Below are 980 nucleotides of genomic sequence, written 5' to 3'. Positions count from 1 at the left end.
GGCCTGCGCCCTCGGCGCGGCTGTCTGCCTGCTGTGGCTGGCCTGCGGCCCGGCGCGAGGCGATGGCTGGGTCTGGCTACCGCTGGTCCTGCCGGCCCTGCCGCTGGCCGACGGCCAGTACCGGTTGGCGCTGTACGCCTGGCTTGACGGTGACTGGTGGACCGTCCTGTGGGGCCATCTGCTGTGGGTGGTGCCCTGGATGCTGTTTATTTTGCGCCCGGCCTGGCGCCAGCGCGATCCGCGGCTGACGGTTGTCGCCCGCACGCTCGGCTGGGGATCCACGCGTATTTTCTGGTTGCTGACCCTGCCTTCGCTAACTCGCCCACTGCTGACCGCCCTGGCGGTGGGCTTCTCAGTGAGCATCGCGCAGTATCTGCCAACGCTATGGCTGGGGGCTGGCCGAATTCCGACGCTCACCAGCCAGGCGGTGGCGCTCAGCAGCGGCGGCGAGGCGCAGACGCTCGCCGCTCAGGCGCTGTGGCAATTACTGCTGCCGGCGGTATGCTTTACCCTGACCGCTCTGCTGGCCTGGCTGGCAGGCCGCTATCGACGAGGACTTCGCTAGTGCTAACCGTAAACCATCTGACTCTGAGCGTGAGACGCCAGCCGCTGCTGCGGGAGGTCGCCTTTTCGGTAGCCCCGGGGGAGGTGCTGACGCTGATGGGCCCCTCCGGTAGCGGGAAATCAACACTGTTTGCCTGGATGATTGGCGCCCTGTCCGGCGATTTTCGCGCCCGAGGCGAGCTGTGGCTCAACGAACGGCGTTGCGATACGCTGCCGACAGAGCATCGGCGCATCGGCATTCTGTTTCAGGACCCGTTACTGTTCGACCATTTCAGCGTCGGGCAAAATTTACAGCTGGCGCTGCCGGAGAACGTGCGCGGCGAGGCGCGAAAAGCCGCGGTGGAGGAAGCGCTTAGCCGCGCCGGGCTGGCGGGCTTCGCCCCGCGCGATCCGGCCACGCTCTCCGGCGGGCAGCG

Annotated in this window: 2 protein-coding genes; both read left to right on the top strand. The window is 67.6% G+C overall.

Annotated features, from left to right (window positions below):
* On the top strand, positions 1-565 hold a 565-nt coding region (locus tag RRF55_RS27135; protein WP_126477051.1), incomplete at its 5' end, for an ABC transporter permease subunit.
* Positions 565-980: ATP-binding cassette domain-containing protein (locus RRF55_RS27130; RefSeq protein WP_439419203.1), on the top strand; the 416-nt coding region annotated here is incomplete at its 3' end. The genes RRF55_RS27135 and RRF55_RS27130, both read left to right, overlap by 1 nt.

This window comes from Klebsiella sp. K47, from assembly GCF_051858335.1.
GTDB lineage: Bacteria > Pseudomonadota > Gammaproteobacteria > Enterobacterales > Enterobacteriaceae > Klebsiella > Klebsiella pneumoniae.
Note: the sequence above shows the minus strand (reverse complement) of the source record. Positions and strands in the feature narration are given on the sequence as shown.